This is a genomic window from Achromobacter sp. ACM04, assembly GCF_014851465.1.
GTDB lineage: Bacteria > Pseudomonadota > Gammaproteobacteria > Burkholderiales > Burkholderiaceae_B > Achromobacter > Achromobacter aegrifaciens.
Window position 1 is genome coordinate 631561 of the sequence record NZ_JACUZS010000002.1, and the last position, 26732, is coordinate 658292.

Genomic DNA, 26732 nt, shown 5'->3' on the forward strand with positions numbered 1-26732 from the left:
GTCGCGGGCGCGCTTACGCATTGACCGCGACGTCATATTTTGATAATTTCTTAACAAATTATGTCATCGCCGAATTGCCCTGCGCAGGGTGCTCCGCGGCGCTCCGGAGCCAGCACCGCCCCCGCCGGCAGCTGGCCACCCTACCCGGAGATTCCCATGACGGCTGTGCTGATGGTCGACGACCACGCAATGTTTCGCGAGGGTCTGCAACTGACCATTGCACGGCTGGCGCCCTCCCTTGAAATCTGCCTGGCATCGAACGGCAACGAGGCCATCTCGATGCTTGCAGCCCGTGCGGATATCAGTTGCGTGATCATGGATTACTACCTGCCGGACATCGGCGGCAGCGCGCTGCTCAAGCGCCTGCGCCAATTGCGCCCCGGCATACGCATCCTGGTGATGTCCGCCTCCGAAGACCAGAACGACCGCGACCGCGCGCTGATGGCAGGCGCGCGCGGCTTCCTGCACAAGTCCGCAAGCAGCCAGATGCTGCTCGCAGCGCTGGAGGAAGTGCAATCGCCGCAAGGAACAGGCGCGCAGCCGCCCACCGCCGCGGCCATACCGTGCGCGGCCATGACCGATGAAATTGCCTTGCTCAGCGAATTGACTCCCAGGCAAAGCGACGTGCTGCGCCTGATATGCGCCGGCATAGGCAACCGCGAGATTGCGCTGCAACTGGACGTGGCCGAGAAAACGGTCAAAACTCACATCACCGCCATCCTGTCTGCGCTCGGCGTGCAAAACCGCACGCAGGCCACACTATTGGCGCGCCGGGGCGGCTTGCTGGGCAAACCCAAGTAACCGTTCCGCTATTCGTTCAACAGCGACAGGTACCGCGCCATTCCCCCCTCTTCCTGCGCGACTTCCTGCATCAGGTCCGCCAATGACATGCCGCCCCAGGCCACTGCCTTTCGCAACAGGTAGGGCGTGGGGCTGTGCGGTTCGATCGCCGCCAGGTAATCGGCGATGCGCGATAGCTGGCGGTAGGCTTGCGCGCGATTGGTCAGCGGACCCAACGACGCCACGACACCGGCGTCCACAGGATCATGAATGGCCGCGGCCTCCTGATCCGCATGCGCCCGGCCGGGCATTGTCAGCGCCGGCGCTTTCCTGGCATCGCCGGCGATGGTTTCGCCCTTTCCCCCTGACCGGATGCTGTGTTCGGCCAGCAGGCCGCCGGCCACGCGCGCCAGCCGGGCCAATACATCGGGAGTACGCCGCAGCCCCGGCGCGTCGCGCCCCAGCCGTTCGTCCAATCTGCGTTCCAGTCCTTCCCATGCGGCTGCGGCCGCGTCGACGAACCTCACCATGGACTGAAGTCCCGCACGGTTGGCCGGTAGCGCCGCATACGGCATCAAGGCATCCCGGCTGAGCGCAGGCTCGGCAGGTTCAGATTCAGATTCCGCATCCGTTTCGATGCCGGAAATCGCACGGGACGTATTGCAGGCGCGCTCCCAATCGTAGAGATTGATCTCGGGCGGCTCCCTGTCTTCGGCGCGCAGCAACGGCAGATGCAGCGTGCAGGCCAGCGACAGGGTGGTGTCCAGCCAGATGAACGGCGCACAACGCGCGTCGGCCGCGTCTTCGTCTTCCATCCGCGGCCAGGCGGTTTCCCAATAACGCTGCAGCAGGCCGTCCAGCACACGGATCCCCGCCGCCAGGCCTTCCAGGCCATGCAAGCGCGTCCAGGCTTCGCATAACCATGCCGCGACCTGCAGGTCCTTGCCCTGCGTTGCCAGAGCCTCCTGGCACAACGCGGCAACCAGCGGCCAATCCGCTTTTTGCAACGGACGGTCCCAGTCGCCCATCGGCAGACTGGCGTCGTCATGCCGGCGCGCATCCTGGATCTGCTGGTACACGGGTGCATAGCGCAGCGCGGCACCCGCGCCGCCTTCCAGCGGCAACGGCGCCAGCAGGGCTTCCAGTACCGCCCCCTCCAGCGGCATTGCTTCGTGCTTGCTCATTGCGCGCTCCATTCCGGCGCGCGCGCCGGAAAACTGTTCGGCCATTGCAGCGGCGTCTTCCTGCCTGCCGGCATCAGGGCGATGCGCAGGAACACCCGCCCCTCTTCCAGGTCCGGCACCCGCGCCATTCCAGCCGCGTTGGCCATTCCCAATGGAAAATCGAAGCGCAGCAGCGGGCCTGCTCCGCGTGGCCCGGCGTCGGCGGCCTGGTGGCGCTGCATCATGGAGATCAAGGCCCAAGGATCGCTGAATTGCCACGTCAGGATTCGCCCGTCGGTCGTCAGGGTGGGCTGCCGCGGGTCCGCCATCGCGATCAGCGGCGAATCCTTGGCGAACCGCAGCGTCAGCGTGACCGGCGTGCCGTAATTCCAGTGCAGGGTCCTGGACGCGTCGCCCAGAGCCAGGCTCTGCCCCCCTATGTTCAGCGTCCAGTCGATCAATTGGTTGGCGGCCAATTCATCGCTGCGGTTGGCCCGGAACTCCACATTCAGGTCATAGCCGGCCCCCCCGGCATCCTCGGACGGGTACAAGGGCGCGAACAGGGCGCGGACCTGCGCGAAATTGTCGATGAACCTCATGACCGATCCGGATGGAGTCGCGCCCCTGGCTTCGCCGTCCGCATCCCGGTATGTTCCGGCCACTCCGTCATAACGCTTCAAGGTCTGGCCAAGTTGCCCGTAATCCGCCGACGCCAGCCCCGCGGAGCCTTGTGCGGCAATGGCTCCCACGCTGGCATACCGCGCAACCGCACCCACCGCGCCCGGATTGAACGGCGCGCGGCCCGCCACCAGCACGTTGAAGGTCGCGGAGAAATCCTCCCACTGCTGGCGCAGGTCGGACACATACCGTTGATTGCAACGTCCCTGCAGCGCGCTGTACAGACGTGCATACACGGCGCCGAAGTAATCGTCGCCGCCGGCCGGCGGCGGACCCGCGGGGCGCGCCCTGCAGCCGCCCGAAGCCGGGTCCGCCACTGCCTGCACGAACTGTTCCAGGCGCAGCAAGCTGCTGTTTGGATTGCGCAACCGATACCGCTCCAGATCCTGATTGATGGCGCGCCACCGTTGAGCCAGCGGCGAGGCCGCGCTGATGGGATCCAGCGCCGCCAGGTACACCCCGGCCTCGGCGCCCAAGGTCAGGGCGCGCGCCGACTGATGGTCCAGATAGGGTCCGAGGCCGGCGGCGTCAGCGACGCCGAACATCGCCAGCACGGAAGTGCGCACGGCCGGCGCGGCGGCTTCCGCATCGAACCGGGTCGCGTACAGCTCCGAACGCTGCAGGCGCCGATCCACCTGGCGCAAATGCTCCATCGCGTCGCGGGACACCAGGGCATCCAGCGTGTCCGACTGCCGCGTCGCGCCCAACTCGGCCAACAAGGCGCGGATCCGCAGCAAGCGATTGCGTGCCGCCGTGAAAGCAGCGCTGTCTTCTCCCGCATCGGCCTGCGCCGGCGTGGCCGCTGCCATGGTCTGGTCGAACACCAGCCTGCCGAACTGCACGTCCAGCGTCCGTTCCACCACCGGTGACAAGGTGGGCGGCACGCTCTTCATCCCGTCCGCGAGAAAGCGCTTGCGCACCTCGCCCAACGCCAGGGCCTGATCCAGCTGCACGCGGTTCCAGACGATGACCGCGCCGCCGTCCAGAACGGGCGGCTGCAGGTCGCGTGGCGGGGCCATGAAAGGCTGCGCCAGCAGGCCCGCGAACGCGTCGCGCAACGCCAACCGGGAAGGAGACAACACATAGCGCGCCTCCTTGTCCTGCCACAGCAGGCCGCTGTCCGGTCCGTCCAGACCCAGGGCTCTTTCGCTCTTGAATCCCTCGAAGTCCGCGCGGTCGCGCTCGCGCGCCGCGGCTGCGGCCTCCGGCCCCAGCAGACGGTTCTGGGCAGCGCGAGCCATCGCGCGGTCATAGGCGGCGCCTGGCGTGAACGCGGCCTGACGCATCCATCCTCCCTTGCCGGCCGCCAGCAGATCCTGTTGAGCGGTGATCGCGGTAACCAGCCTGCGATAGCTGCCGCTCACCTGCGCCGCGTCTTCCGCGTTCATGGCGGCGTCCGTGATCTGGCGCGTGGACTGCGCCACGGCGCGCTCCGTGAGCAGCAGCGGATTATTCGCAAACAGGCGCCGGTTCAGCTGCGCCGACGCCTTCTCGAACGCGCAGCCGAATGCCTGCTGCAAGCTGGCCAAGCCCTGCTCTGCCGTCGGCGTCATGCCGTAGAGCACGTTTCGATCGTGGCCGCGGCTGAAGTACGGAAGCACGTTACCCAGATCGCCTTGCAGATCGGCGCCTAGCGCGTAGCGGACCACCTGCCGCAGCGCGTCGGCGTTGCCGCCGCCCGGCTGGCGCAGATGCTGAAAAGCCCGCAGCGCCGCATCGAACTGGTCGGCGCCGGCCACGTACCGTTGCAATGCACGCAGTTCGGGCTGTTCATCGATGCTCAGACTGCCGGCGCTGCTTTCATCGCCCTCCAGACTGGCGGACGGAGCGCATATGCCGTCCGACGCCAGCAAGCCGCTCACCGGGTCCAGTCCTACCCCCGTCAGCTGCGACGCGCGCGCGGCCAGCTCACGCTGGATAGCCGTCACGGCAATTTCGCCGAACTCTCGGGCAAAGCGCGCACGCACGCGGGGAGTCAGATCGTCGATGCGCGACCAGGATCCCGGCATGAAGACGGTCCACCCGGAATCCACCTGCAGCCCCTGATCCAGCGTCAGCAAGGCCAGGGCGCGCCGCCGGTACCATTCCGCCGGCAGCTCCTGGCCCTGTTGCAACGCCACGGCGCGCTCGCGCGCATCGCGCCGGGTATCTTCCAGCGCTGCGACCAGAGGCGCGTTGTGCCGTCCCAGTTCTACCGTGGCGATGATCAATCCCCCGCCCCACACCCCGAGCAAGGCGATGCCGCCCCAACGTACCGCCCGGTGCAGCACGGGCCGGGTCAGATGTTGCGAGCGCGAAGGCCGGGTCAGTCCGTACTCCTGGAAGATCTTGCGTTCGAAAAGGTCCCGCAGGAAGGCCGGTTGGCGCAACAGGTCCGCCAGCGCCGGATTCGCGGCCTCACGGCCGTCGCCCAGGTACGGTTCGGCATCACCGGCATCCACTCGCGGCCCCGACTCGGCTTGCCGCCCGATCGTACGCGCCGCCAGCTCTCCGCTGTCTCCGGTCAGATAAATGCCGCGAAAGAAAAAAGGCTCGTGATAAGCGCTGGGCCGCAACAGCTCGTCCACGTATAGCTGCAGCTGCGCCTGCATAGCCTGGATGCGCGCCGGCAGCAGCAGGAAGCCGCGCGCGTCCGCGACGCCCGCGTCGACCGCGAACAGTTCCGCGCTGGCGTCCGACACGGCGCCAGTGATGGAGCGCATCGCCGTCTCCACCCAATCCGATTGATATGTGGTGGACAGGTCGTAGGGGGAAGACCAGCCCAGCATGCTGGCCCGCAGCGGTTCCGGCAAAGCTCCCGCGAACTCGCTGAAGCCCTCCAGGGCTTCGCAGTCCGTCACCACCACATAAACGGCAAACCGCATGGCGAACCGGTTCTGCGCCAACCACAGCCGCCGATGCGCCAGCTTGGCCCGCCGGGCAAGTTCCAGCTGGGAGTCCGTATCGACGGAGAGCAGCATGCCAGCAGGCACCGTGATCACCACCGAATCAAAGGGCCGCTGCGGACGATAATTCCGGCACAAACCCAGGAATTCGTCCCAGGGCTTTTCGTTGCTGTCCTGCCCCGGCGCGTCCAGATAGGCCGCCTTGATATCAATGACAATGCCGCGGTCGAAGAAATTCCATGAAATCCCCTGCGTCGACGTCGGCCCCGCGGCTTCCGAGCCCAGCACGCTGGGTACGCCCGCCTGGGCTATCGGCAGTCCGCCGCTGCCGTCGCCCTCGTTGAGCACCATGATCCACGGTATGCGGTAGCGTTCGCCGCGCGCGGCGATGTTGGCCTCGATCAGCTCGACCGCCTGGCGGAAGGCATTGCGCAAGGAATCGGAGCGCAGCCGCACGACCTTGCGGTCCTGCTCGGGTTTCTTATGGGCGCCATGCCTGGCGAAGTACAGGACTATGCCCAGCACGGCAAACACAACCAGGGTCAGCACGACGACCGACAACAGGAACAGATTGCTCGTCAGCATGGCAAGGCTCCCTGGATCACGTCACGGATGATCTGCATGGCGTCAGTCCCGGGCAACATCGGCGTGCAGCGCCTGACGCACCGGCCATGACTGCCATAGCCAGGCGATCTCCGACACGGCCAGCAGCGACGCCATGCCCAGCAGAAAGATGAAGGTCCATCGGCTGACCGTCGGCAGCTTGCGCGGCGCGACGTGCGACAGGATGTTGGAGTACGCCGCCGGCGCCAGGACCCGGTCCCGGCCTCCCAGGTCCGCCCGCCGCTGATAGACGAATTCGTACAATTCCTCGCGATAGCCGCGCAGCCGTTGCGCCGCATCCGCACCGCGATAGCGGCCCTGAAACCCCACCGCCAGCGCAAACAGGTACAGGCGGGCGATGCTGCGGCGCGATGGCTCGCGCCCCGACAACAATTGCTCGATGCGCTGGAAAACCAGATCGCCCGCCACGTTGGTGCGAAACAAGTTGGATTCGAGCAGATAGGCGGTCCAGCGGTCACGGCCCGCCCACTCGGCATTCAACAGGATCTCATCGGCCAGGACCGCCTTCAGGTAGCGCGCGTCGGCCAGGTTCTCGGCGTCGAACCGGGTGCTGTCACGGCGTGCCTGCAATGTCTGGATCTCAAGCAGGCTCAGCATGTGCCGGCTGAGCTCCTGCGCCGCAGCCTCGGCCGATGGCGCCTCGCCTGCCGACACCCGCATCCGCACTCTCTCCAGTTCGTCCAGAAACCCGCGGAACTGGCTGGTCACCAAGTCGTCTTCGTCCCCATCGGGCCGATTGCGTGTCAGATTCGCCATGATCTCCCTTCCCTCAGCCCTTCACGAACAACAGCATTTCCTGGGGCCGCTGCGCACTTTCGCCCTCGTTGGAATTGGCGATCAGCAATGGCTCATCGCCCTGCACCAGGCCCGAGGCGGCCTGGATCTCGAACAACAGGTATCCCGAGCCCGAACGCAGGCCCAGTTCTTCGGCGTACTCGACATTGCGCCGTACAGCCCCCAGCACGCGACGGCTGCGCAACGATGGATAGACAGGCTGGGACCCGATGACCGCCCCTGCCATCCACGCCAGCAGGTCGCGGTCCGATTGGCCCCGCACGCCGATCACGAGCCGCTCCCCTATCCATTCCGGGCGCAGCTTCAGTGCGAAGGCGCCGTGGTCGAAGTCGAACTTGTACTGGCGGAAATCCTCGTTGATCTCGGAGCTTGCTTCCCGCAGAAAGCGCAGCATGGGCGTAAAGACGGAAAGCGGATCCGCATGGTCGTAGTCGGGTGGCGGCGGCGATATCGCGCCAGGCTTGAGCAGGCATAGCGATCCCGCCAGGCACGCCAGCGCCAGATACAAGGTCCAGGGGTGCAGATGCGGCGTGCGCAGGACGGCCTCGGCCATGGGCAAGCCTGCGAGCAGGCTGCGCAACCTGTCCCTGAGCTCCAATTGGGTCAGCCGGTCATCCACCCGGGACGATGGATTGGCCGTCTGCCGGGCGATGAAGGCAGCCTTGCCGCGCAACTGGCCCAGCAACGCCGAGGCCGCGACCCAGAGCGGGTTGTCGTGTTGCACTTCCAGCAGCGGCGGCAGGCGTTCGCCAACCCTGACGACCTCATTGTCCTTGTAGAGCGATCCCAGGCGCAGCGCCACGAACTGCGCGGCAGGCACGTCCCCGGCGGACAACGCCAGGTTGGGCAGCAGGCGCGAGATATCCGCCGCAGGGGCGTCGGACACCTGGTCTTCTACCGGCGCCCCGGCCACGGAACGGAATCGGCGGACTTGCCCTTCGCGTCGGGCCAGGGTCGCGACGGGCAAGGTCACGTAAAAGTCGATCGGACCGTCGGCCAATTGCGCCGCATGGGAATCCAGCGCCAGTTCCAGTCTTTCCGACGTGTCCGTTCGCGCGGCATAGGCAATGGCAGTGCCGTCCGGCATGATCGCTTCCAGCTCCAGAACCCGCACGATGCCGGCGGGCAACAGTCCGCTGTCCAGCACCAGCCGGCGCACGCCCCAGCTGAAGGGCGCCGCCGCCAGCGTCTGCCACGCCACCAGCGTGTCGACGCGCGAGGCCAGCAACTGGAAGTGCTGGGGCGCCAGCAGCATGCCTTCATGCCATTCCACGGCATCCGTCACCACAGTTTGAAGGCGGGTCATGCGGCGGCCCTCCTGGCATGCGCACCGGGCGCGCCGGGCAAGAATCGAAACCTATTCATCATTGGCCCGCCGTCACGGTAAATCCCTTGTTCTCCAGGCGGATCAGCAGCCGGCCGCTGAACGCGTCCACCCGCGCCCGATGAGCGCCCGGCGCCGCATAGCGCGCAAACACGAATGCCCCCGCCACGCGCGGGCCTTCGAGTTTGTCTCCGGGTACGCTCAGATGCTGGCCCGGAACCACCTCCCAACCTTCATATCGCAATCCCTGCGGATAGGTGTTGAGCAGGTCGTCCTTCCCGGCGAACCACTTGGCTGCCGTCAGTTCGGCAAAGCGCGCCAAGAGGGTTTCGTCCCTGACCAGCACCAGGTCGACCGCCACCGGACTATCGCCATTCGCGTCCGTGGCCGCGGATACCACCACCTGCTTCCACGCCGGCTTTTCGCCCTTGAAATAGTCCAACCCCAACGCGGAACATCCCGTCAGGGCCGCCATCAGCATCAATACCCCGCCTCGCGCAGCGCGCCATGCCCACCCCGTCGCTCTCATCACCTGGCTCCCAACCCGATACCCAACAATACGATCAGCAATCCCGCCAGCACCATGCAACTTCCCATCAGCATCAGCTGCATGCCGGAAAAGGCCAGTTGCAAAGGAGCGCGCCCCGCCGTCCCGTCGCGCCCGGCCGCCCGTTCGGACGAAAGGCCGTCCGACACCCAGGCCACGACCACGCACACGCATAGCAGGCTGAGCACCGTCCGCAATCCATCGCACAGCAGGTCAATGGCCACGAACAACACGCCTGCAGCTTCCACCGGCAACTCGAGCAGCCCCAGCGTCAAGCCCGCGAACGCCACGTTCGCCGCTCCGCCATGTCCTGCCGACACGAAGGCCGCCGCCATCGAACCCGCCGCGACCAGCACGAGTTCCGCGCCGCCCAAAGGCCTGCCGTAAAGATTCGCGACGAATAGCGTCACCAGCGCGAAATACAGCGCCGCCCCGCCCCTCAGGAATACCGCACCGAAGGGCAAGGCAAGCTCAGCCACGCCGCGGCTGAATCCCAGGCGCGCGCTCATGACTTCGATGGCATGCGGAACTGGCGCTGTCGCGCTGCCGGAGGCCAGCCCGACCAGCAGCGGTCCTTTCATCTCCGCCAACACGGACAGGAACGGCAGGCCTGCGCGGGCCGATATGACGGCCATCGCCGCGATCGACAGCACGATCGCCGACAACATGAAGCACAACAGGAAGCCGCCCATGGCGCCCAGCGTGGCCGCCTGCGCGTTCGACGTCAGATACGCGCTGGCGCCAAACGCCAGGACCGGAATCAGCAGATTTGCCCGGTCGATGATGATCCCCAACGCCCGGTACGAGCTTTCAAAGATTCCATCGAGCAACGCGGTACGCTCGCGCGACAACGAAGCGAAGGCCAACCCGAACAACAGCGTCGCCACCAGAATTCCCAGCGTGTTCCCCTGCGCCAGCACGCGAAAGAAGTTGTCGGGCAGCAGCCCACGCATCACGCTCTCCCGCCGCGATGCGCCATCGCCCATTGCCGCGCCGGCATCCGGCGATTCCATCAGGCTGACGCTGTTCTCGGACAGCGCATTGCCCTCGCTCCAGACCAGCTCGCCCAACTGGGCATGTTCCTGCGGGCTCAGGTGCTTGCCCGGCATGACGGCCGCGCCCAGCAGGGTGCCGCTCACGGCGCACGCGCCCACCAGCGCCACCGCCAGGGCCGCGGTCAGCGCAATCCGCCTGCCCGGGCGCGGCATATCCAGCACCTGACGCAAACCGAAGAAGATCGCCACCACCAGCAAGGGCATGGCGGCCATGTTCACCACCACCAGGTAGAGCTTGCCGACCAGGTAGGCGGCGTGCCCCAACGGCTGCGCCATGACGCCCGCCAACGCCCCGGTCGCCATGCAGAAGGCCAGCAATACGGTGCTTCCGGAGAGGCGGTTCAAGGCGCTCATGCGGACACGTTCCAACCACGCGTCAACGCATAGCGGACGGTTGCCGCCGCCAGCTCCTGCGTGCTGTCGATCAGCGGCATGGGCGCGTGCGCGATCGCCCCCGCAGCCAGCGGAATCTCGGTGCACCCCATCACGGCCGCCGTCGCCCCGCCGGCTTCGAGCTGCCGCAACGCCAGTTCCAGCTGGCTCGCAGCCGCCGCCAGGTCTCCCGCCTTGACCTGCGCGATGCAGGCGGTGATCCGCGCCTGCTCCACGGCGCCCGGCACCAGGAAATCGATACCTCGTTCGCGCAGGCTCGCCTGGTAGAAGCCCGACACCAGCGTGCCGCGCGTGGCCAGCACCGCGACCTTGCCGCCTTGCGGCACGGCGTCGGCGCAAACCTCGCCGATATGCAACATGGGCGCCGCGCTGCGCCGCTGCATTTGCTGGTACCAGTGGTGTGCCGAGTTGCACGGCACCACCAGCAATCCGACGCCGCTGCGATTGAGCAGGTCCACGCCCGCGTACAACGCCGGCAACGGATCCAGGCCATCCCCCAGGATCGCCGAAGAACGGTCTGGCGTATGCGGCAGGTTCGCCACCACCATGGGCAGATGATCCTGGTCGCGCGCGCCCTGTGTCAGGCGAACAATGCGTCCCATGAAGTCCACCGTCGCCAACGGCCCCATGCCCCCAAGCACTCCGATCATCGTCATCGCGGCCTCCTATACCCGCAGCGGCCGCGGGCAAATGACCGACACCGCCGCCGAGTTGCCGATCACCAGGATCAGGGTGCGCAACATGTCGCATAGCGGATCGATGGCCAGGAAGAGAATGAAGGCGGCCTCGAACGGCAACCCCAGATAGGCGCAGGTGATCCCGATGAGCGACACGGTCACCAAGCCCGTCATGCCGGCCGACGCAAAGCCGGCCAGCACCGACACCAGCAACACCGTGGCCACCTCGCCCACGCCCAGCGGGCGTCCATACAGCTGCGCAATGAACAGCGTCGCGCAGACGTAATAGACCATCGGCCCGACCCGCAGCAACGACACGGCCAGAGGCACAAGCAGTTCCACCCGCGCCCGGGCGAATCCGAGCTTGTCGGCCAGGCTTTCGATCATGCTCGGCATGCAGGCCGCGCTGTTGCGCGTCGCCAGCGCCAGCGCGAACGGCGCGCGCAGGGCTTCCAGCGTCACGGACAGCGGCTGGTTCGAACGCTTCCAGATGACTACCACCGCCAGCGACAACAGCAGCACGGCCACCGCAAAAAAGGCCAGAACGAACTGTGTCATCGCCTGCAGCGGCTCGATGCCAGACTTGGCCATCTGCGAGGCGCTCATGCAGAACAGGATCAGAGGCAGGGGCAGGCTGAGCCAGTGCATCAGCTTCTGGCAAGCGCAATACACGGTCTCGAGCACCTGGCTCAAGCCTACCGAAATGCGCTCAGGCACATAGCCCACCGCGATCCCGAACAGCAACGCGAACACCAGCGACTTCAAGGCGTCGCCGCTGGCCAGCGCGGCGAAGATATTGGTCGGCACCAGGCTGCCGAGCAGGTCGGCCAGGGTCAACGTCTTGGCGGGCACATCGGCGCCGTACAGATTCATCACAGTGACGCTGGAGGCGGAATCGCTGCCGACGATGAGGCCGAATGCCTGCAATGTCGCGCTGGACAGGTCGGCGCCGGGGTTCAGGATGAGCAGCACGGCCGCCCCGACCAAGGCCACCAGCGCGGCGGTGCCGGCGAAGACCGCCAGCACGCGCAGAAAAAGACGCGATGCGCCGCCGTCGCGAAACAGGCGCTGCAGGCTGAATATCACCGCCGAGATCATGAACGGCAAGGTCGTCATCTTCAGGAAATCGACGTACACCTCGCCGATCAGCGACAGGCTGCGGGAAAATGCCGGCAGGTAAAGCCCGGCGAGGCCGCCCAGCACCAGGCTGCCCAGCACCAGCCAGGGATTGAGGACGATCGCGTAGAGTCGTTTCAGAGTCATGATGGTCCAGCTTGCGCCTGCCTCAGTGATTGGTGGCCTGCAAGACCACGTTGACGTCGAACCGCTCGCTGCGGTCCGCCAGGTACAGGTTGATAAAGCCCAGCAGCGCTTGATCCGACGCATTGACGGCCATGCCGAGCGTGTCCTCCAGATCCTGCAGCGTCACGACCCGCAACCGCAGCGAAGCCGTGGGATCGATCTTCAGCACGCGCTTGACCTCGAATTCGTCACGGTAGGCGGCTGTGACCTCTCCGCTGTCCAGCGCGGCCAGCACGGCCTGCCAGGTGGGGTATTGCCGCACATCGGCCTGCGGAAAGTTGGCCGTCACGTAATCGGCATAAGAGGATTTGGCCACCACGCCGATCGTGCCGGTATAGGCGCGTATCACCTCCGGCACCGAGCGGCCCCGCGCCAGTTGCGCGAACTTGACGCGGTTGAGCAGCAGGGCGCGCTTGAGCGACAGGTATGGCGCGCTGAAGCTGACGACCCGCGCCCGCGATAGCGTGCGCGACAGCTTGCTGATGGCAAGGTCCGCCTGGCCTTCGGCCAGCAGGGTCACCACGCCGTCGAACGTCTGGGCCTGGCGGTTGAAGCGCACCCGCACTCCCAGCTTCTGCGCGATCTCCCGCGCGAAATCCACGTCAAAGCCACTCAGCTTTCCATTCCGTTCTTCGAAGAACGGCGGCTGGTCCACGCCCAGCAATGCGACCACCAGTTCCCCCCGGTTGATGATCCGGGCAAACTCAGGCGCCAGCAGGGCGCCGTTGTCCATCCGCACCACGCCGGTCTGCGCCTGAGCGGCCGCGCCCCAGGACATGGCCGATGCCGCGCAGAAGAACGTCGCCAGCACGGCGAGACGAACGGACCGGAACAGGGTTTTCAATAGGTGCAACATGCAAGGCTCCGGCCTGTCAGTAGCCAAAAGGAAGAAGCGGGGAACTCAGTCATGGCGGTCCGCCTTGGGCGCCGCGGCCTCTACCGTGGCGGGCGCGGCGGCGGCGATACCCGGCGGCGCGGCTGGCGGTTCCGACAGGCGGGCTCCGATCTGGAAGCCCAGCAGGAACAGCAGTACGCAGAGCAGGACGGCGCAGGCCAGCGTGACGGTCAACATGCGGGGAGTCAGGGAGAATACGTAAGACATGCGTTCACATCCTCAGGGAACCAAAGTCGTGACCTGCGCGGGCGCCGTGATCCGGATCAGTCCACCCCAGGTGCAGAGCAGCATCGACGCGTCCTGCAAGGCGGGCTTGCCACCGATCAGCACGGTGGGTGAACCGGGCAGCCAGGGGCCGGGCGTAGCGGGCATGCAGGGCATGGGCGTCAAGGCGCCCAAGGCCGCGGCGGTGGCCGCGGCAACCGCCGGATTGCCCAGGCAACTGCACATGCCGAAAGGCGCCACATTGGCGACTGGCGCATGGTCCATGATGGTGGCAGCTGGCAATGCCCCCGCCAGCACGCCCGCAGGCATTACATTCAGCACGGACGGCGCCGCGCCAAAGCTGCACATCAGGGCCGAACCCGTGGTCACTTGCAGGGCCATGGCTATCCTCTGATCCACTTTTCCAGGCGCGCGCCGAAAGTGGGAGATGACGGTTCGGAGTCTGCCGGCTCCAGGCGGCGCCAAGGCTGCTCCGGCGCACCATTCACGTAACGGCGCTCGGCCAGCGCAGCGCCATCAGGCGCGTAACGGCGGGCGATGCCGTGCAATACCCCCGCGCGGTACGGAGACGCTGCCAACAGCGTGCCGTCCGCAGCGTAGTCACGCGTTTCGCCATCAAGGAGGCCCAGGCGATAGCTTTCGCGGCGGACCACGACACCATCTTGCAGGTATTCGGCCATGCCATCGAGCCTGCCCATCAGGTAGGTCTGCCGCAACGTCTCCAGGCCCGACTGCGCATATGCCACGCAGGGCCCGTGCAATAGCCCGAGCTCATACTGCTGGCGCGACGCCAGCTTGCCATCGCGATAGGACAGCGCTTCGCCATGCAACCTGCCCTCGGCGTAAGACGCTACACGCAGCAACGCGCCAAATTCGTCGTGTATCCGCAGCGAGCCGGACAGGCGGCCCTGCCGGAACTCCGCCTGCAGCAACACTTCTCCGTCAGCGCCATATCGCGTCATCGGGCCTTGCGCCACGCCGGCCTGCCAGGAACTGCGCGCCGAGAGGCGGCCGGCCTCGTCCAGCTCTTCCATGATCTGGATCTCGGGCAAGGAGGTATCGGAGCTATGCATGGCGCGCCTCAGTTGATCTTGACCAGGCCGCCCTTGAGCGCCAGCAGGCCGCCGCCATCGACGGTCTGCGTCGCCGTCGCCTTGTGTTCGATCGTCAGCGCCTTGTTGCTCAGCGTGGTTGCGGCTTGCGCGGTCAGCGTCGACGCGCTTTTGATGCTGATGGAGCCTGTGACGTCGATGACAAGATTGCCGCTGACTTTCAGCGTGTAATTGCCGGCCACGTCCTGAGTAAATGCCGCCCGGTTGGCGTGCGTTTCCTCGCCATGGACCTCGACGCTGCGCACACCCTGCACCACATGCGATTCCTTACCCTTCTGTACCTCGATGTGGCGGTCTCCCCGCTTGACGATGCGGCTTTCATTACCGCCGACCTCCGTCTCAAGCGCGTCTTCGATGACGACCCGCATGTCCTTCTGCGCATGCAAGTACAGTTCTTCCGCATCGAGTTTGTCCTCCATGCGGATCTCATTGCCCGCCACGCCGCGCTTGGACGAGCGCGACCGCATGACGCTCTGCGTCTGCTCCGCCGGCAGCTGCACGGGCAAGGTCTGCTGCTTGTTGTAGACCGTACCCGTCACCAGCGGCCGGTCGGGGTCGCCGTCGACGTAACTCACCACCACCTCCTGGCCGACTCGGGGCAGGAACCAATGCCCCCACCCCTGCCCCGCCACACTCTGCGATACCCGTACCCAGCAGGAGCTGTCCTGGTCGCGCGCGGGGCCGTCATCCCAATGGAACTTCAGCTTCACCCGCCCATGCGCGTCGGTCCATATCTCTTCACCCGCCAGCCCCACCACCTGGGCGGTATGCGTCCCGGTGACCATGGGCCGGGGCGTCACAGGCCTGGGACGGAACGGCACGGCCTCCGGCAGCACGTCAAAGCGGTTCCGGTATCCCTCCTGGGTCGCGTCGTGCGTGACGGCCCGCAGAACGTAGGACACATTCAGAGCGCTGTCCGGGTGACCGGCCAGTTCAAAGCGGGAACCGGCCGACAGGCCATGGCATCCGCTGACGCCGCTGCCCACCTGCCCGTCGGCCTGTTGCGCGGCCAGCCTGATGGCGGCCTTGCGGTCGCCGTCCGCGGCGTCGGCGTACTTGCCGGGATAGACATAGTGCCGGGCGTCGGGCAGCAGCGCCGGCCTGCGCGATGCGGCAAGGGAAGTGCTCGCCGTGAGATAGTCATAGTCCGCCAGCACATGCCCCGGCGCCACGATGCCGTGCGCCATCTCGAACGCATGCACGCGGTCCGGGTCCGCCCCATCGTCCTTGTCCAGCGCGCACTGCAGGCGGGCGGCATGCGCATTCACGGAATGCGCGGCGGGGCTGTCGGCCAGCACCAGCGTATGCCTGCCATCGGCGCCGTCGAAGAAATAGAAGATTCCCTCTTCTTCCATCAGGCGGGAAATAAAGTCGAATGGGCTTTCGTCGTACTGCACGCAATAGGGACGCCGCGGATAGGCGCCCGCTCCCAGCCGGGTCTCGAATGCCACCTCGTAGCGTCCCAGCGTTTCCTTGACGATGTCCAACGCGGTCTTGTTCTGGTGTATGGCACGGTCCCGCCCCAGCGTCAGCAGCCACAGGCGCGGCTGCAGTTCTGCCAGGTAGTAGGCATGCCCGCGGTCCGCGCCCAGGTGCACGAAGCGCGTGACGATTCCGTTGAAGTGCCGAGGCCGCTGACGCGGGCGCTGCAATGTCACCGTGACGGCCTTGCCGACGATCGCTCTCGCATCCAGCGCCTTGTTGGCCGACCTCATCCTGAGATCGAACCGGAACAGCTCCGACATCGCCTCGCGCCCGCTGAAGGATTCCAGCAACAGGACGTCCTTGCCGAACGGCGTGGATACCGAGGCAAACCAGTGGGCTTGGGTCTGATCGGCGGCCATGGGCTTATCCGGTCTCCGCGTCGCGGAATCGGAAATCGATCGCACCCGCGGGCGTCAGGCCCAGATGGACGCCGCCGAACGGCGCGGCCACGGAAATGCGTTCCAGCACCTGGCGCGCCAGCTCCGGCAACACCGCCTGCGTCAGGATATGGTCCACATTGCGCGCCCCGCTGTCCACTTCCTTGCAACGCGCCGCGATCGACTGCGCCACGGCGTCGTCCCAGCTCAGGTTCGCGTGGTGGTTGCGCGCGAAACGCCGGGCCAGGCGTTCCAGCTTCAGATTGACGATGGCATTGATCTGGCTATCTCCCAACGGGTAGTAGGGAACCATCACCAGGCGGCCCAGGAACGCCGGGCTGAACTGCCGCAACAACGGGGCGCGCAAACGCTCGGCCAGGGCCTCTGGGGAGGGCCGCGCCCCGCCCCGGCAGGCATCGGTGATGACGTCCTGCGACGCATTCGACGTCAACAGGATCAGGGTGTTCTTGAAGTCGATGGAAACGCCCTCGCCGTCCTCCATGGTCCCTTTGTCGAACACCTGGAAAAAGAGCTCGAGCACGTCGGGATGCGCCTTCTCCATTTCGTCCAACAGCACGACGCTGTAGGGACGGCGCCGCACCGCTTCGGTCAGCACGCCCCCGCGGCCGTATCCCACATATCCTGGCGGCGCGCCTTTCAGGCCCGACACGCTATGCGCTTCCTGGAACTCCGACATATTGATGGTGATCATGTTGCGCTCGCCGCCGTACAAGGTATCGGCCAGCGCGCACGCGGTCTCGGTCTTGCCGACGCCGCTGGGACCCAGCAGCAGGAACACGCCCACCGGTTTGCCAGGATCGTCCAGGTCCGCGCGGAAAGTACGGATGCGCCGGGCGATGGCGTCCAGGGCTTCGTCCTGTCCCACGATGCGTCCGGACAGTTTCTCCTGCAGATACAGCACGGTGTGCAGCTCATCGGCCAGCATCCGGCCCACCGGAATGCCGGTCCAGCCGGAAATCACTTTCGCCACGACCGAAGAGTCCACGCACACCGGTACGATGGGCTCGTCGTTCTGCACTGCCTCAAGGCCTTTTTCCAGGCGGGTCAGATTGGCGGTCAACGCGTCCAGGTCCTCTTCGTCCGCCGCCTTGTCGCTGCCGGCCACGACGCGGTCGGCGATACGGCGGCGCCAAGTCAGGATTTCGGCCACCGCGCTGCGTTCGGCTGCCAACTTCTCTCCCAGTCGGCGGTGCTGTTCGCGTTGATCCTCTATCTGACGCTGCGTCGCGGCGATCGCGTCATGGCGGTCTATGCCCGTGGCGGCCTCGTGGCGCAGTATGCGCAGCTGGTTCTCGGCCGCCTCGATCGCGCGCCCAAGGGCCTCGATTTCTTCCGGCTCCGCGCTCTGGCCGATCGCCACCCTGGCGCAAGCCGTATCCAGCACGCTGATCGCCTTGTCCGGCAACTGCCGGCCGGAGATATAGCGGTGCGACAGCTTCACGGCGTCCCTGACCGCGGCATCCAGGATCTCGACGCCATGATGGGCCTCCAGCCGTTGCACCATGCCGCGCAGCATTTCGACGGCCGCCGCCTCGGTGGGTTCTTCCACCTTGACGACCTGAAAGCGCCTTGCCAACGCCGGATCCCGCTCGACGTAACGCTTGTATTCGGCCCAGGTCGTGGCGGCGATGGTGCGCAATTCGCCGCGCGCCAAGGCCGGCTTGAGCAGATTGGCGGCGTCGCCCTGCCCTTCGCTGCCGCCCGCGCCTATCAACTGGTGGGCCTCGTCGATGAACAGGATGACCGGCGTCGCCGACGCCTTCACTTCACTGATCACCGATTTCAGCCGGTTCTCGAATTCGCCGCGCACGCCCGCCCCGGCCTGCAGCAGCGCCAGGTCCAGGGAGCGGACCGATACATTGCACAAGGCCGGAGGCACGTCGCCTTGCACGATGCGCTGCGCAAAGCCCTCGACCACGGCGGTCTTGCCCACGCCGGCCTCGCCCGTAAGAATGGGATTGTTCTGCCGGCGGCGCAGCAGCACGTCGACCAACTGCCGGATTTCCGCATCCCTGCCACGCACCGGGTCGATCGCCCCTTCGCGCGCCAGAGCCGTCAGGTCGATCGTATACAGCTCCAGCGCCGATTGGCGCGTCCCGCCCTCGCCCGGCGTCGGCATGGCAGGCGCGCCGCCGGCGGGCAAGCCCGCGGCTCCCGGCCCGGACGGGGGAGACGAGGTTCCCGCGTCTTCCGCGCTGCCCGCCAGGATGGACGGCAATGCCGCTCGCAAGTCGGCCCGGGAGATGTTCAGCAATCCCGGCGCCGACTCCAGCAGCAATCCGCGCAGGCTGTCGACCTCCAGCAACGCCAGCAGCAGGGTGCCGGACCGGATCTGCTGCTGCCCCAGCAGCATCGAACTGAGCAGCCATGCCTCCTGGAACATGGGAGGGAAATTCGGCGACAAGGACGGAGTGCGGCCGTTGCCCCGCTTGAATTGCTCCTGCGCGCGCTGCAATTGCGCCGACACGTCTTCCGCCCGGATCTGGTAATGATCCAGCACCGCTTTCAGATCGGGAGCGGCGGTTTCCAGCAACGTCAGCAGCAGGTGCTCGACATCCACGTTGTAATGCGTCTGGCGCACGCACTGCTGCGCCGCCAGTTCCATCGCGTGCTTGCAGACCGGGTTGAGCCGGGCCAGCAGCGTGCGGATGTCGATATCCATGCCGGATTTGCCTTATGTACGGTTGGCCAATGGGGAAGCGGACGCCATGCGCGCCGTCAGGCGCACCGGCGCCGGAGCGAGGGTCTGCCGCGTAGCGGTGGCCCAGCTGGTCCACCCCAGCCGGGCTGCTGCCGCGCCGCCCAGCACGCACGCACCGGCGCGCGGCTGCGCGTGCAGCACGAAATCCACGTTCAGGTCTCTCCGGAGGTGACTGCGGATCAGCCACAGCGCCAGTTCGTGGTCCGCGCCCCCGGGTAACAGGCGCTCGAACCGGGCGGGACTCAAGTCCAGGAATTCGATACGGATCCCGGCCCCCTGGTCCCATACCCGGCGGCCCAGCGCCCGCGACGCATTCAACGCCAACCCCTTTCCGCCCAGGCGCGAATGATCCTTCGCGTCCAGCGTCCGCCATTGCCCGATGAATTGCCGGCCCAGCACCTTCAAGCCCAGACGGTCCGCCAGCAACGCCAGCAGCCCGGTCATCGATCGCGTCGCCACGCCCAGCAGACCCGCGTGCCTGACCCACAGGCGCTGGCCTTGCGGACCGGCCTCGTCGCGGGCATAGCCCAGGTCGCTCAGCGCATCCAGGCAGCCCACCAGCGCCGACGCATGCGGCGCGGACGCGTTCAGGCCCAGCGCGTGCTTCTTGCGGCTTCGGTAGAAGAAGGACAGGAAGCGGTGGTTGAAGATATCCAGGAAATCTGCGGTGGCGTGATCCCGCGACGCCCGCCGCTGCAGCACCAGTTCGGTGTACGCCAAGGGCAACGGACTGCTGGCGCCGGCAAGTGTCATCACCGGCGTAGTCAAGGCGTAGCGTGTCTGCATGGCCTGGCCCCAACGCCCCGCGTCCTGCTTCCGGGCGATGGCACGCACGTCGCTGGCCTCGAACGCGACCGACACATGCCCATGCAGGCGCACAGCCTCGCCGTCGCCATTTCCGCGGCCCAGCGGCGCGGCCGCTGGCGTCGCGCGCTCCAGCAGGGCGATCGCCTGGAACAGGTTGTAGCGTTGCGGGCGGGAGAGCAGCCGGGCGATCATAGCGATTGCTGGTAGCCCGTCATGGGCTGCCACTGCTTCCATATTTCGTCGCCCCGGCGCACCGCCAGCCCCACGAACGAATTGACCGATGTATACATCGCAAAGAACCGCGCCAGCACTGCGCCCAGCAGCAGCGGCGATCCTCCCACGAACGCATCGGCGTCGAACTCCACCGTGACTTCCATGCCGTGGCAGAAGCCGCGCCAGGCCTCCTTGCCCACATGCGCCGTGACTGGGCGCGCACTGACGCCCTTGAGGCCGCGGATCAGATCCTGCTCACGCGTGCTGCCGGACGCGAACAACTGCAGGATCTGCTGCAGGCGTTTGTGTCCGGTCGATGACTCCACCAGCGACTGCTGATTCAACGTCAGCAGCGACACCAGGCGCCACAGCGCGTCGCCGCCCGAGGGCGGGTTGCGCTGCGCGGTGGGCTCGTACAGGCATTGCACCGATACGTTCTGCGCCACACGTTCGAACACCATGCGGGCGCCCACTGGCACCTGCTCGGCAAGGCGCCGGTTGGTGCAAAGCAGATTGGCGTAGACCACGGGTTCAACGGGCCGGCGAATCTCGTTGCGGGCATCCACGAAGCTCAGGAACATGTCGGTGCCGCTTACGCGGTCACGCAGGCTGTGTTCCCTTCGGGCAGACCAGAACAACGTACCGCGAGCGGCGTCCGCGTGCTCGACCTCCGCATAGCTGGGCACGGGAATCGAGCGCTCGGCCGCCGGATCGGACAGGATCACGGACAGCACCGAATGCACTTCCGTCGTCTCGTCACGGCGCTTGTCGGCCACCAGGCGATATTCGTAATGGCTATCGTCGATCGTGACCGGTTCGCTGGTCTGCGCGTACAGGTTGATCACCGGCGTGCAACCCAGGCGGAAATGCTGGGCGCCTATCGCGCCCAGGCCACGAGCCTGCCTGTCCAGGTGCAGCGCGATCTGGCAACGGCGCCCCTTGAACGGCAGCCCCCGCGGCAAATCCAGGTCAAAGAAATGGAACTTGCGCGGAAATGCGAAGTACTCCTGCATCAGGCCGTGCGCCGGCAATCCATTCGGCGGCTGCGGCAATACGCTCTCTTCCGGCGCATATCCCACTTCCCGCCAGGCCGTCAACGGCAGCGGCACAACGCCGCCCCCTTCGGCATAGAGCGATATGCCGGCCACGCCCGCCGCCAGCAACTCGTACAGCGGCATCGTCACCATCCAGTCGCCCTGCAGGTGGATGCGCAGTGTGCGGATTTCCAGCTCCGACAGTTCCACGCCGGAATCGCTTTCCAGCTCCAGGCGCAAAGCCTGGTCTTCAGAGAAGCCGGCGCTTCCTATCCTCAAGGGCCACAGCGTGGCATCCCAGGCGGTGCGGAACCGGCAAAGTTCGCCGGCCTCGGTCCGCGCCGCCAGGCCGCTATGCCGCGGCACGGGCAGTCCGGCCGTCACTTTTCCCTGGCTGCCGTCCAGAGCCAGCTGCACCACGGTCATCGACGGGATGGGCTGCACCAGCGTCGGACAGACGTTGTCCAGCATCGCGGCGGCGATCTGGGGAAACTCCTGATCCAGGTCGCGGTGCACCCGGGCCGCCAGGAACGCAGTGGCTTCTATCAGGCGTTCGGTATGCGGATCTGGCGATTCCGTGCCGTGCAGCGCCAGCCGGGATGCCACCTTGGGATAGCGCAGCGCGAAGTCCGCCCCCTGATTACGCAGATAGGACAGCTCGCGCTTGTAGTACTGCAGGATGCCATCGGACGCCAGATCGGTCATGACCCGCCCCCCGTCCCGCTCTGCGCGCCTGCCAGCAGTTCGAATGCCACGTGGTTCACCGCGCCGCCGACCCGCATGTCGGCCCGGATCTCCAGCCGGCATGGGCCTATCCCGTTCGCGGCGGGCGCCATGTCCACCGACACATTGGACAGGCGGGGTTCATAAAGGGCAATGGCCTGCTTGACTACAGCAGCGACGGCCTCGCGATCCGAAGCCGACACCGGCGACCGCGCCGAGTAGTCGGGCACGCCGTAGTCGACCACCGTTGCCGCCGAGCGTGAAAAGGCCTCGAAATCCAGGCGCGAACGCGTGTTCAGCAAGCGCTCCAGGTCCCTGGCCACCGCCAGTCTCTGCGCGTCGGCCCCCGCCAGTTGCGACTCCGCATCAGCCGCCAGGCGGTCAAACAAGGGCACGGGCGAATAAAGGGTATCGGTCGGCATGTTGCGGGCGTTCCTGTACGTGCACCGGCGCCGCGCCCGCACATGCGGGAGCGGCGTCCGGCATTACTTCTTGGGCGCGGCGGTGGACTTGTTCGTCGCCAGGTCCCAGCCGAACGATGCCGTGCCAGCCTTGTTGCCGGCGGTGGCCTGCTGGGTGTATTCGATGGAGAGCTTGCTGAAGCACAACGTGAAGCTGTCGCTGCCGCCGCCCTCGCCCAGCGCGGAGTTGATGGACGAGACCATCGCATTGCCCAGTACGTACTTCACGTGCAACAGGAACGACCCGCTCTCGTTGCGGCCGATGAGTATGGTCGCGTCGTTCAGCTTGGCGCCGGACGCGCACGCGTTGTATAGCGCGGGCGTGGACTGGTCCATTACCTTGGTAAACGCCATTTCCGAGAAGCTGGGCCGGCCCAGGGCACGCTCGGTGTTGGCCATGTCCATCGACATCGGCAACATCACGCCATGCGAGGCGCCCAAGAGGATGATCGCGTCGGCATGGCCGTCCAGAGTGGAGTTGCCTTTGATGTTGTTGATCTTGAGCAGGATGGTATCCATGGAATTCCGTGTTCGAAGAGGATTCGGTTGGCGTGCGCCGCCGGCTGGCGGCGCGCGGTTCGAAAGTTCAGGCAGCCGCGGCCGGCAGGTCTGCCACCAGGCGGATGGACGCGGTCAGCTCTTCCATCTGGAAATGAGGCTTGATGAAGCAGGTGGCGCGGTACGCGCCGGGCTTTCCGGGCACCTCCGTGACGTCGACGCGCGCCTCGCCCAGCGGATAGCTGGCCTTCTGTTCCTGCGAGGCCGAGGGGTTGATCAGCACGTAGTCCGCAATCCAGTTGTTCAGATAGTTCTCGACGTCCGTACGCGACTGGAAGCTGCCCACCTTGTCGCGCATCATCACCTTGATGTAATGCGCAAACCGCGACGCGGCCAGCACGAACGGCAGGCGTGATGACAGCTGCGCATTGGCATTGGCGGCATCCTTGTTGTAGACCTTGGGCTTGTTTGCCGTCTGGCTGCCGAAGAACGTGGCCTGGTTCGAGCCCTTGGCGTTCACGAACGCAATGAACCCCAGGTCGCTGAGTTCCTTTTCGCGGCGGTCCGTGATCGTCACTTCCGTCGGGCACTTGAGCGCGATGTCGCCTTCATCGGTCTTGTAGGCATGCGCGGCGATGCTCTCCACCTTGCCGCCGCCTTCCACCCCGCGGATCGCGGTCGACCAGCTGTACTTGGCGAACGCGTCGGTGATGCGCAGACCCAGCTGGTAGGCGGAATTCGCCCACAGATACTTGCTGTGATCCGAGCCGTCGACATCCTCTTCGAAGTTGAACGTATCGACCGGCTTGGTCTTGGCGCCGTAGGGCAGGCGCGCCGCATAGGACGGCAGCACCAGCGCCACGTAGCGGGAATCTTCCGACTCGCGGAAGCTGCGCCACATGGCGAGCTCGGCGCTTTCGAAGACCTTGGAGAGATCGCGCGTGACGCCGAGGTCCGTGTACGATTTCAGGTCGAAGAGGCTGGGCGCGGCAGAGGCGATGAACGGCGCGTGCGCGGCGGCCGCGACCTTGGAGATGCGTTCCAGTAGCGCCAGATCCTGCGGATGCCGGCCAAATGCGTAATCGCCTATCAGCACGGAATACGGACTGCCGCCGAACGTGCCGTACTCGTCTTCATAGACCTTTTTGAAGAGCAGGCTCATGTCGTGATCGACGGCCGACTCCAGGTCTTTCAGCAATTCCTTCTTCTTGACGTTCAACAGCCGCAGCTTCAGCCGCGAGCTCGTCTCGGTGCCATGGACCATATCGTGCAAGCCGGTCCACGATGCTTCGAGCGCCTGGAAGTCCGGCGCATGCATGATGGCGTTCAGCTGATCCGTCAGGAGACGGTCGATTTCCGCCACGCGCTCATTGATCATCGCCACCACCGACTTGTCCGGGCTGGTGCGCATGCCTTCGTCCAGGATCTGGGACGCCAGCTGCCCGAGCAGTTTCTTCGCGTAGGAATTCTGCGACGGCTCCACCGCCATATTGCCTTCCTGCACGATGCGGTCCAGCAGGCTGAGTTCGCCCGCCTGCGCCGCTTCCTGCGTTGCGTTGCCTCCAACCGCCGCCGTATCGGCCGTCTGTTTGCTTGCCATGTTCGTCACCCTGAGAATTGAAATTGCCCGCGCGCGGCTTCGGCGCAAGGCCTGCCCTGCGCGCGCTGACGTTGCTGTCCGCGTTAGGCCGACGGCGCCGTTGCGGCCGGTTCGGCCACATCGCCGGCCGTCCCGCCAGCCTGCGCTTCGCTCTTGACGGCCTTGAGCTCCTCGGTGCTGCGCACGATGCGCTCAAGGATGGAGTCCAGCTCGTCATTGCCATCCAGCTTGGCCAGCAGGTCGCGCAGTTGATGCCGCGCCTCCAGCAGCTTGGACAGCCGCGGCACCTGCTCGACCAGGGATTCGGGATGGAAGTCGGCGAACTTCTCGAAGTTCAGCTCAATGCGCAGATTGCCTTCGCCCTTGGCGGTGTCGGGCACGGACAGGTCCAGGCGCGGGCGGATCTTGCCCAGGATTTCGTCGAAATTGTCGCGGTCGATCTCGACGAAGCGGCGCTCTTTCAGCTTGGGCAGCGGCGTGGCCGGCTGACCCGAAAGATCCGCCAGCACGCCCACCACCATCGGCAATTCACGCTTCTCGATCGCGTCGCCGGTTTCAACGTCATACGTGATCTGAACCCGCGGCGGGCGGTTGCGGCCCACCCATTTCTGCAAGCTATTGGACATGACCCTCTCCGAAGAAACCACTCGTACCGCACAGCGAGCGCTGCGCATTGCTGGTGCGAACAATAGCGCCGGCCTTCGGGGGCTACATCGGACTTTAGTCGTAGTATTTTGAAATTATCAGAAATTTCCATCCTGCTTTTGGATGAGAAATGACTTAGGCGCAACCTTGAAACTGCGGGCCCGACCCGCGTCAGCCCGGCTTCGCGGGGGAGCGCGTCCTTGCCAGAAAATTTCCCGAGGGCTGTGCTGACATCCACTGGATTTTCTCGACAATTTCTTTCGGGTTGCCCGTGGTGGAAACGAATTCATTGGCCTCTGGAGTGGCGGCTGCGGCATTGGCAACAGGTTCCCGCTTCGTCACGAGCAGGCAGGAGCGCGCCATGCCCATGTCCCTCGCAGGTCGTGCCTCGCGCAGAGCTCTCAAGTGGCTGGCCGGCAGAAACTCCCCACGGTGCACCAACTGGCGGCATTCGGCCACAAGCAGCCCGACGCTGGCGGCATAGCAGACTTTCGCCACGTTCTTCGCGCCATGCAGGGTCGCGTTCTCGGGCGCGCGCCGGTACTCGAAAAAGGTCGAAACGTAACGCTCTGTGCCCGGAACGGACCCCAGACTGCCGGGACCAGCACTATCCATCCAGACCATCAAGCCCTGGAGGTTGTACGACCAGAGCAAGAGAGACTGGCCTGGCCTCAGCTTGCCTATGCGCCAACCTACCGGCGGGGCGGGTTTGGAAAAGAACTGCCCCAGCGTCTCCGGCTTGCTCCGCACCCGATTTGTCTCCACCTTGTCCAGTATTGTCCTACCCAGAATCAGACTCATGAGCCACCCCTTCCTGTGCTCTGCCCTTGGCAGCAAGCCCGCAGGATAGCTACCGTCCGCGGGCCGCGCATGGGACTTTGGTCTTACTGGGGCAAAGACCCGAGGACGGCGCACGGGCAGCGGCGGGGCATTGCCGCCCGTGCGCCGGATGCGGCCGGCCGTCTACTTTCCATACGTCGCGATCAGCGTTTCCAGCGGCACATGGCCCTGGCACAGTCCCGGATAACCGGGGCTTGCTCCCTCTTCCAACGAGATCGCATATTTGACCGCCGGGTCGCTTTCCAGCCGCTGCCGCAGCGCCGCCAGCCTGGGCCAGCGGGACTGGGCAGCGACCTCATGGAAATCCAGCCAGCGCGCAACGCCCACCAGCACGGCGTCCGCCAGAGTCGGACGATCGCCCATCAGGAACGGAGTCTCGCCCAGCATCGCTTCGAGCTTGTCATGGCGTTCTATGACGCGTTGCGCCCCCCACTCCCGCAGCGTTTTCTGCAAGGCCGGATCAGGCGGATCCATTTCCAGGGCGACCCAATGCGGGGTGAAGGCGGCGGTGAAACCAGTGTTCAGAAAAGCCATGAACTGGTGCATGCGGTCGGATTCCGGCGACAGCGGGTCAAAGCTGATCCTGCGCTCGTCATCACGGTTTTCGATCCAGCGCGCAATCGCCATGGTTTCCGTGAAAACCGCGCCCTGTTCGCTGACGAATGCAGGCGTCTCGTGGCGCGCGTTGATCCGCGCATAGGAGGGCAGACGCATTTCGCTCAGCATGTCCACGCGGCACAGGCGATAGGGTTTGCCCAGCCACTCCAGCGCAGCGACGAGCCCCATGGAACTTCCCTGCGGAAAGCCATAAACAAGAATGGGTTCCAAGATTTCTTTCTCCGTAGATGAGGGTCACGCTGCGCAGCGGATTG

Annotated in this window: 23 protein-coding genes; 1 reads left to right on the forward strand and 22 read right to left on the reverse strand. The window is 65.8% G+C overall.

Going from position 1 to position 26732, the window contains the following annotated elements:
* Nucleotides 1-156: 156 nt before the first annotated feature.
* Nucleotides 157-801, forward strand: coding sequence for a response regulator transcription factor (locus IB259_RS13755; RefSeq protein ID WP_175180647.1), 645 nt, complete (start codon nucleotides 157-159; stop codon nucleotides 799-801).
* Nucleotides 802-809: 8 nt separating this feature from the next.
* Here the strand turns inward: IB259_RS13755 and tssA are convergent, their stop codons facing one another.
* From tssA to IB259_RS13865, 22 genes are all read right to left on the reverse strand, one after another.
* A complete protein-coding gene (gene tssA / locus IB259_RS13760) occupies nucleotides 810-1964 on the reverse strand; it encodes a type VI secretion system protein TssA (protein WP_225590379.1) in 1155 nt (384 codons plus the stop codon).
* The gene (locus tag IB259_RS13765) at nucleotides 1961-6091 is read right to left on the reverse strand and encodes a type VI secretion system protein (protein WP_192329311.1); all 4131 of its coding nucleotides are present in this window, start codon (nucleotides 6089-6091) and stop codon (nucleotides 1961-1963) included. The genes tssA and IB259_RS13765 overlap by 4 nt, the downstream gene beginning before the upstream one ends.
* Before the next feature lie 42 nt (nucleotides 6092-6133).
* A complete protein-coding gene (locus IB259_RS13770; protein WP_054452301.1) occupies nucleotides 6134-6877 on the reverse strand; it encodes a DotU family type IV/VI secretion system protein in 744 nt (247 codons plus the stop codon).
* Between the two features lie 22 nt (nucleotides 6878-6899).
* Nucleotides 6900-8231: a type VI secretion system baseplate subunit TssK gene (gene tssK, locus IB259_RS13775; protein ID WP_192329313.1), complete on the reverse strand. Its 1332-nt coding sequence runs from the start codon at nucleotides 8229-8231 to the stop codon at nucleotides 6900-6902.
* Between the two features lie 58 nt (nucleotides 8232-8289).
* Nucleotides 8290-8730: a hypothetical protein gene (locus tag IB259_RS13780; RefSeq protein WP_125472444.1), complete on the reverse strand. Its 441-nt coding sequence runs from the start codon at nucleotides 8728-8730 to the stop codon at nucleotides 8290-8292.
* 47 nt (nucleotides 8731-8777) lie between these two features.
* Complete coding sequence (locus IB259_RS13785) at nucleotides 8778-10205, reverse strand: dicarboxylate/amino acid:cation symporter (protein WP_054451873.1); 1428 nt, start codon at nucleotides 10203-10205, stop codon at nucleotides 8778-8780.
* Nucleotides 10202-10900 carry an aspartate/glutamate racemase family protein gene (locus IB259_RS13790; protein ID WP_192329314.1) on the reverse strand — a complete coding sequence of 233 codons (699 nt, stop codon included), beginning with the start codon at nucleotides 10898-10900 and terminating at the stop codon, nucleotides 10202-10204. Before IB259_RS13790 ends, IB259_RS13785 begins: the two co-directional genes overlap by 4 nt.
* A gap of 9 nt (nucleotides 10901-10909) precedes the next feature.
* Nucleotides 10910-12184, reverse strand: a complete 1275-nt coding sequence (locus IB259_RS13795) for a dicarboxylate/amino acid:cation symporter (RefSeq protein WP_054451875.1) — start codon at nucleotides 12182-12184, stop codon at nucleotides 10910-10912.
* Nucleotides 12185-12206: 22 nt separating this feature from the next.
* On the reverse strand, nucleotides 12207-13079 hold the full coding sequence (locus tag IB259_RS13800) for an ABC transporter substrate-binding protein (RefSeq protein ID WP_225588892.1): 873 nt from the start codon (nucleotides 13077-13079) through the stop codon (nucleotides 12207-12209).
* Nucleotides 13080-13124: 45 nt separating this feature from the next.
* Entirely contained in the window at nucleotides 13125-13325 is a 201-nt protein-coding gene (locus IB259_RS13805; RefSeq protein ID WP_119451867.1) for a hypothetical protein, read from the reverse strand.
* 12 nt (nucleotides 13326-13337) lie between these two features.
* Nucleotides 13338-13724 carry a DUF4280 domain-containing protein gene (locus IB259_RS13810; protein WP_054451876.1) on the reverse strand — a complete coding sequence of 129 codons (387 nt, stop codon included), beginning with the start codon at nucleotides 13722-13724 and terminating at the stop codon, nucleotides 13338-13340.
* Nucleotides 13725-13726: 2 nt separating this feature from the next.
* Complete coding sequence (locus tag IB259_RS13815; RefSeq protein ID WP_119451865.1) at nucleotides 13727-14416, reverse strand: toxin-antitoxin system YwqK family antitoxin; 690 nt, start codon at nucleotides 14414-14416, stop codon at nucleotides 13727-13729.
* An 8-nt stretch (nucleotides 14417-14424) separates the two neighbouring features.
* Nucleotides 14425-16299, reverse strand: a complete 1875-nt coding sequence (locus tag IB259_RS13820) for a type VI secretion system Vgr family protein (RefSeq protein ID WP_192329315.1) — start codon at nucleotides 16297-16299, stop codon at nucleotides 14425-14427.
* A gap of 4 nt (nucleotides 16300-16303) precedes the next feature.
* A complete protein-coding gene (gene tssH / locus IB259_RS13825) occupies nucleotides 16304-19000 on the reverse strand; it encodes a type VI secretion system ATPase TssH (RefSeq protein ID WP_175160335.1) in 2697 nt (898 codons plus the stop codon).
* 12 nt (nucleotides 19001-19012) lie between these two features.
* Nucleotides 19013-20038 carry a type VI secretion system baseplate subunit TssG gene (gene tssG, locus IB259_RS13830; RefSeq protein WP_225590380.1) on the reverse strand — a complete coding sequence of 342 codons (1026 nt, stop codon included), beginning with the start codon at nucleotides 20036-20038 and terminating at the stop codon, nucleotides 19013-19015.
* The gene (gene tssF / locus IB259_RS13835; protein WP_225596854.1) at nucleotides 20035-21798 is read right to left on the reverse strand and encodes a type VI secretion system baseplate subunit TssF; all 1764 of its coding nucleotides are present in this window, start codon (nucleotides 21796-21798) and stop codon (nucleotides 20035-20037) included. Before tssF ends, tssG begins: the two co-directional genes overlap by 4 nt.
* The gene (gene tssE, locus IB259_RS13840) at nucleotides 21795-22238 is read right to left on the reverse strand and encodes a type VI secretion system baseplate subunit TssE (protein ID WP_175212572.1); all 444 of its coding nucleotides are present in this window, start codon (nucleotides 22236-22238) and stop codon (nucleotides 21795-21797) included. Before tssE ends, tssF begins: the two co-directional genes overlap by 4 nt.
* 63 nt (nucleotides 22239-22301) lie before the next feature.
* Nucleotides 22302-22796: a type VI secretion system tube protein Hcp gene (locus IB259_RS13845; protein WP_054451882.1), complete on the reverse strand. Its 495-nt coding sequence runs from the start codon at nucleotides 22794-22796 to the stop codon at nucleotides 22302-22304.
* A 67-nt stretch (nucleotides 22797-22863) separates the two neighbouring features.
* On the reverse strand, nucleotides 22864-24375 hold the full coding sequence (gene tssC, locus IB259_RS13850) for a type VI secretion system contractile sheath large subunit (RefSeq protein ID WP_054451883.1): 1512 nt from the start codon (nucleotides 24373-24375) through the stop codon (nucleotides 22864-22866).
* 83 nt (nucleotides 24376-24458) lie between these two features.
* Complete coding sequence (gene tssB, locus IB259_RS13855; protein WP_054451884.1) at nucleotides 24459-25001, reverse strand: type VI secretion system contractile sheath small subunit; 543 nt, start codon at nucleotides 24999-25001, stop codon at nucleotides 24459-24461.
* 190 nt (nucleotides 25002-25191) lie between these two features.
* Nucleotides 25192-25821, reverse strand: coding sequence for a hypothetical protein (locus IB259_RS13860; protein WP_119451862.1), 630 nt, complete (start codon nucleotides 25819-25821; stop codon nucleotides 25192-25194).
* A 162-nt stretch (nucleotides 25822-25983) separates the two neighbouring features.
* Nucleotides 25984-26688 carry a glutathione S-transferase family protein gene (locus tag IB259_RS13865; protein ID WP_192329316.1) on the reverse strand — a complete coding sequence of 235 codons (705 nt, stop codon included), beginning with the start codon at nucleotides 26686-26688 and terminating at the stop codon, nucleotides 25984-25986.
* Nucleotides 26689-26732: the final 44 nt, after the last annotated feature.